This is a genomic window from Sphingobacteriales bacterium (assembly GCA_012517435.1).
GTDB lineage: Bacteria > Bacteroidota > Bacteroidia > CAILMK01 > JAAYUY01 > JAAYUY01.
In genome coordinates, this window is the sequence record JAAYUY010000027.1 from 1 (window position 1) to 6,076 (window position 6,076).

A 6,076-nucleotide genomic window follows, 5' to 3' on the forward strand; every position below is an offset into this window, starting at 1 on the left:
CAGCCATCAGCCGCAGATGACCCTCAGGTTAAAGATGAATCACAACAAACGCAGTCAACTGACCATCAGGGCAGGGGTAGCAGAATACATCCATGCTCAAAAGCCTGATTTTCAATTGAGTTTTACAGCACTTGCTGAAAAGGGGGGTGCTCTGCCCCTGCAGAATGCAAACAACGATACCATTGAATTCGGACTTGACATTAGCCCCCTGCTCACGCAGAAATTTTGTGAGCCGGTAGTTTTTTTCCTTCAGATAATTGAAGATGACGGAGATACAAGCGGTTTCGGGAACCTGCTTTCCTGGTCGGTAAAAGACCTGAGGGGAGGAGAAAAATATTATTATTCATCAGATTCGAACGTTGAGCTGGTGAACAACGCAACAACTGTTTCGAAAATTATCATCAATCCTTATGGCTGGCCTCCTGAAAATCTTAAACTGGCCAATGATTCGGGAAAAGTATTGCTTAGCTGGGAAAAACCTTTAACCCATTCCGGCCTGCAGTATTATGTGGTTTACAGGGATGGAAAAGAATTCAGAAACACAACAGATACTTTTCTGATCCTGCCTTACGATGTCAACGGAACGACTTTTAAAGTTAAAGCAAGCTATCCGGGCGGATTGTCATCTCCTTCCAACACAGTGGTGTTAAACAACGATCTTCACTTACCGGTGGCAGGCTCAGGGTATAGCCTGATGTTTGACGGAATTGACGACTGTGTGGATTGCGGCAAAAAAGTACACATTGCTGATCATGATTTTACGGTAGAATTCTGGGCAAAACGCGAACCTGATGCTGCCAACCGTTTTGTTGTCGGTCATGGCAAATGGAACACCGGCAGCAAAGGGCTGCATATTGGCTTCAGGGGAAACAGGTTGTATTTTGGCTTCTGGGGCGATGATATTCAATCAGATGAAACATTTACAGATAATGGCTGGCACCACTATGCCTGTACCTACGACACTGTTACCAAACTTCAGAAACTTTACCGTGATGGTGTTTTTCTGAACGAGAGGGTAGCCAAAGGCAATTACAGGGGAGAGGGCAGTCTGTACATTGGTTGTATGAGTGCTACCCGCTGGATTTTTAATGGAGAACTCGATGAGGTTAGGATCTGGAACTATGCCAGAACGGAAAAAGAAATTGCAGAAAACCGTTACATGCGTTTAAAAGGCAATGAATCAGGGCTTCTTGGATATTGGCATTTTGATGAACGGTCAGGCGACAGTCTTTTTGATTTTTCTGCCAATAACAATACAGGTGTTTTAAAGAATATGCAGCCTCTGGCATGGAAAAGCTCTGATGCATGGAATATCAGGATTTTGAAAGAGATAACTGATACCATTATGATTTTCAGTGGATATAGTAAATATGGTCATCCTGTCAGTATTACAATTACCGAACATCCTCAAAACGGCAGCGTTTTGCTGGACACAGCTTCCGGATTTTTTTACTATTCGGCAGGAAAGAATTACAGCGGCAGCGACAGTTTTACCTATTCAGTAGCTGACGACAGCCTGACTTCTTTTAATAAAATATTGATTTTCACACCAATAAGTTCGATTGAACAGATGGCTGAGTCTCTGACTTCCCTGCAGGTTTATCCTAACCCTTTCGATAACTATCTGTTAATACAACCATCAGAAAATGAAGGATTAACCCAAATAATGCTGTTCGATGTTCAGGGCAGGAAGATGATGGAGTTTAAAGCTGAACCAAAACGTATGCTGTCTGTCAATACCACCATGTTGGAAAATGGGATTTACCTGATGATGATAAAATCCGGTCGGGAATGCCGAATGATAAAACTGATTAAAAAGTAGCGTTATGAAGTATCTGATCATATTGGGTGACGGAATGTCTGATTATCCGCTTCCTCAGCTGGGAAATAAAACGCCTTTAATGGTTGCCCGGAAGCCGGATATTGATTCACTTTGTCAGAAAAGCCGTTGTGGTTTGTTTCAGACAGTTCCTCCGGATATGCCACCCGGCAGCGAGATAGCCAATATGGCTGTTCTTGGGTACAATGTCAGAGAAGTATATCAGGGCAGGGGAGTTCTCGAAGCAGCCAGCATGGGAGTGGATATCCTGCCGGGCGACCTTGCATTGCGTTGTAACCTGATTTGTATTGAAAATGAAAAGATTAAGAATCATTCTGCCGGTCATATCAGCGATGAGGAAGCCAGAGAACTCATTCTTTTTCTGGACGAAAAGCTGGGAAATGAAAATATCAGGTTCTACCCGGGTGTGAGTTATCGTCATCTGCTTGTGATTAAAAACGGGAAAAATGACATAAAGTGTACACCACCGCATGATGTTCCCGGGGCGCCATACCGTGAGGTTCTGGTCAGGCCTGCGGAATCTCATTCAGAAACCGCTGTCTTGCTGAATGATCTGATATTCAGAAGTATGGAGCTGTTAAAAGACCATCCGGTCAATATCCGGAGAAGAAATGCCGGAAAAGATGCAGCAAACAGTATCTGGCCATGGTCTCCAGGTTACCGTCCGAAGATGAAAACACTTCAGGAACTTTTTGGCATCAGCGGGGCAGTAATTTCAGCAGTTGACCTGCTTTATGGTATCGGAAGATATGCTGGGATGAAAGCCATCAAGGTGCCCGGTTCAACAGGACTTTACAATACCAACTATGAAGGAAAGGCCGAGGCTGCTGTGGAAGCCCTGAAAGATAATGATCTGGTTTACCTGCACATTGAAGCCAGCGATGAAGCCGGTCATGAGGGGAATGTCGATTTAAAAGTAAAAACGATTGAATATCTCAACAGCAGGGTGGTTCGTTATGTTGTTGAAAAAACAGCAAAAATGAATGAGCCTGTTGCCATTGCTATTTTACCCGATCATCCGACTCCCTGTGCCTTACGTACCCATGTTCATGATCCTGTGCCTTTTATGATTTATCATCCCGGAATACCAGGGGATGAGGTGATGCAATATGATGAAGAATCTGTTAAAAAAGGTTTTTATGGTTTACTGAAGGAAGATGAATTTATCAAAGCTTTTTTAAATAAATGATGATGAAAGTCAATCTGCAAAATAAGACAGCACTTGTTACAGGTGCTTCGCGTGGAATAGGAGCTGAAATAGCTTATGTGCTTGCTAAAAACGGGGCAAAAGTGATATTACAATATCATAAAAACAGAGCAGCAGTTGAAAAAACCTTTGCACGACTGAGCGGTAACGGTCATCTGATTATTCAGGCCAATCTGAATAAGATGGAAGATATTGAAAATCTGGTGAATCAGGCCGTCAACAGTTTTGAAAGCATCGATATTCTGGTGAACAATGCCGGAATTTACGACATGCAGGATGTGTTTACTGCCGACCTGAAAACATGGCAGAAACACTGGAAAAGGAATTTGGATTTAAACCTCAATGCCCCGGTCATGCTGAGTTTTTTGATTGCCGGGGAGATGAAAAAAAACGGAGGCGGACGTATCATTAATATTTCTTCAAGAGGAGCATTTCGCGGAGAGCCGGAGGCTCCGGCTTACGGGGCCGCCAAATCAGCCCTCAATTCATTTGCCCAAAGTATGGCTCAAAAGCTTGCTCCTGAAAATATTTTTGTTTACACCATTGCACCGGGCTTTGTAGATACCGATATGTCGGCACCGGCATTAAAAGGACCTCAAAAAAATGATTTTTTGAACCAGAGTCCGTTGAAAAGAGCCGCTACTCCTCGTGAAATTGCCGATGTCGTTCTTTTCTGTGCATCTTCCGCCCCCGATTACATGACAGGGTGCATTATCGATGTTAACGGTGCTTCTTATCTGAGAAATTAGGTTTTTACTGTCATTGATTCTGTTTTTATCTTTGCACCTTCCTAACGATAGCATTTATGAATATTTTTATCATTAATGGCCCTAATCTGAACCTGCTGGGAACCCGTCAACCCGATATTTATGGCAACCGAAATTTTTCAGATTACCTTGAAGAGCTCAGAAAAAAATATCCTGATACCGAGATAAATTATTTTCAGTCGAATCATGCCGGGGAAATCATTGATAAACTGCATGAAATTGCGTTTACTACGGATGGTATCATTTTAAATCCTGCGGCATATACCCATTCTTCTCTGGCAATTGCCGATGCAGTGGCAGCTATCAGAAAACCGGTTGTAGAAGTCCACCTGACCAATATTTATGCAAGGGATAATATCAGGCACCAATCCATGGTTTCCCGTTATGCCAAAGGTGTTATCAGCGGCTTTGGGCTGGATGTTTATGAACTGGCTTTAAATGCCCTGTTGAAATTGCTGAATAAGGCTGATTAGCTTTTCATTGCATTCTTATTCGCTTCCGGTGAACCAGGAAGCATAAAGAATATAGCCGTTTGCAATTCGTTCGACTTCTCCCTTAAATAGCTCGGGATCAAGGTCTTTTAACTTTCTGGCGGGCACACCTGCATATACAGAGTTGTCGGGAATTACCGTACCGGCCGGAACAACCGCTCCCATAGCGATGATGCAGTTGTTGCCAATAACAGCATTGTCCATAATAATAGCCCCTATCCCTACGAGTACATTGTCTCCGATAGTGCAGCCATGAACGACTGCGTTGTGGGCTATGGAAACATTGTTGCCTATTCTGGTGGCTGCCCGCTGATAAGTTCCGTGAATGGTGGCATTATCCTGTATATTCACCTTGTTTCCGATCACAATAGGTTCAACATCGCCACGTACCACCGCATTAAACCAGACACTGCACTGATCTCCCATGATGACGTTTCCCACCACGGTAGCATTTTCAGCAAGAAAACAATCTTTTCCGAATTGCGGGCTGAATCCCCTGACTGATTTTATTAATGCCATAATTTTTTGCTGTAAATAGTTGATTTATAAAATGTTAAATGAGAAGATGCCGTATCAGATAATCCGTATATTTCACCCTCCGTTTGATCCGCATCTGCATCCGTAAAAAACGGTTATGATTTTCATAACCTGAGACAGCTACTTTGTATTGCCTTTCTCTCCATTTTCGCAATAAATGCCTTGCGTATGCCTTATCAAGACCAAAACTGATACGATGCAGGTTATATAATCGTTTGTTTTGATTGCAGCCATAGACATGAAGGCTGTCGAGGACGACCTGAAGTGCTTCGGTGCAATGGTTGTAATAAGGCTCGATGTATTGGAGTTCATAGGGGTTGAAGTAGTTGAACAGTACCTGCCAGCTATCCCCATTGATATGTCCGTTGGTGCCAATCAGCTTAAACTGTAAATCATTCAGGCCGGTGTAGGTGTAATAATTTGTCCAGACCACCGGTATATGACCGTTGTTTCTGCCATCAATACTTTCGAAAAATCTTCGGGCAAATTCAGCCTGAAGCCGGTTGAGCAACATTTTTGGTGTGTCGGGAAGGGTGGCTATGTACCTGTCGGCTGCAATGGTAGCCATCAGGTATATTTCTGCAAAGTGTTTTTCTACCCCATCTGATTTTCGTATGCTGTCGAGACGGAATGAAAGCTCACTTTCAGGTATCCAGTTTCTGGCAAGCTGTGCATATCCGGAATGAAAAGCCGGAAGCAGAATCAAAAACAATGTAATAGTTTTTTTTAACTTTACGGGAAATAATGTTTTCATAGGCTGTTTTTTCCAGTTAATTCAGTGTCCTTTTTTAACTACAAAAATACATATTAATGCGAAAGAAATGATTTTGAAATTGAAGAAGCGAACAAAAAATCGTGGTTTTTCAGCCTGTAATTTATCCGGAAACCGGCCAGTCGCCTGACAATATGCAGAAAGGGGTGACAGGTCAGCAATCCGAAATAAAAATAATGCATAAAATAGTATCTTTACCGCACTGTAAAAAACTGAAAAAATATGCCTGCAGTCAGAAAAACTATTAGTCATGAACTGAAAGATGCTGAGAAGATAATTGCCAGATCGCAGGTTTGTTTTCTGGCCATGTCGGACCAAGATATACCTTATGTGGTGCCCATGAATTTTGGCTATCATGAGGGTTACCTATATCTGCATACAGGCCCCGGAGGAAAAAAACTTGACATCCTTGCCCGCAATCCTGAAGTTTCTATAGCCTTCAGCCTTGACGAAAAACTTCAC

The 6,076-nt window shown here is 42.8% G+C and carries 7 protein-coding genes; 5 read left to right on the forward strand and 2 right to left on the reverse strand.

Annotated features, from left to right (window positions below; all coding sequences use genetic code 11):
* From GX437_01555 to GX437_01570, 4 genes are all read left to right on the forward strand, one after another.
* On the forward strand, positions 1-1,822 hold a 1,822-nt coding region (locus GX437_01555; protein NLJ06334.1), incomplete at its 5' end, for a T9SS type A sorting domain-containing protein.
* A gap of 4 nt (positions 1,823-1,826) precedes the next feature.
* Positions 1,827-3,029, forward strand: a complete 1,203-nt coding sequence (locus GX437_01560) for a cofactor-independent phosphoglycerate mutase (GenBank protein NLJ06335.1) — start codon at positions 1,827-1,829, stop codon at positions 3,027-3,029.
* A 14-nt stretch (positions 3,030-3,043) separates the two neighbouring features.
* Complete coding sequence (locus GX437_01565) at positions 3,044-3,796, forward strand: SDR family NAD(P)-dependent oxidoreductase (GenBank protein NLJ06336.1); 753 nt, start codon at positions 3,044-3,046, stop codon at positions 3,794-3,796.
* A gap of 56 nt (positions 3,797-3,852) precedes the next feature.
* The gene (locus GX437_01570) at positions 3,853-4,287 is read left to right on the forward strand and encodes a 3-dehydroquinate dehydratase (protein NLJ06337.1); all 435 of its coding nucleotides are present in this window, start codon (positions 3,853-3,855) and stop codon (positions 4,285-4,287) included.
* A gap of 15 nt (positions 4,288-4,302) precedes the next feature.
* Here the strand turns inward: GX437_01570 and GX437_01575 are convergent, their stop codons facing one another.
* Both GX437_01575 and GX437_01580 read right to left on the reverse strand, forming a co-directional pair.
* Positions 4,303-4,824 carry a gamma carbonic anhydrase family protein gene (locus GX437_01575; protein NLJ06338.1) on the reverse strand — a complete coding sequence of 174 codons (522 nt, stop codon included), beginning with the start codon at positions 4,822-4,824 and terminating at the stop codon, positions 4,303-4,305.
* 34 nt (positions 4,825-4,858) lie between these two features.
* Positions 4,859-5,596 (reverse strand): hypothetical protein, encoded by a 738-nt coding sequence (locus tag GX437_01580; protein ID NLJ06339.1) that lies wholly within the window; start codon positions 5,594-5,596, stop codon positions 4,859-4,861.
* Between the two features lie 240 nt (positions 5,597-5,836).
* On the opposite strand from GX437_01580, the gene GX437_01585 reads away from it, so the two are divergent.
* The coding region (locus GX437_01585; protein NLJ06340.1) for a pyridoxamine 5'-phosphate oxidase family protein at positions 5,837-6,076 on the forward strand (240 nt) is incomplete at its 3' end.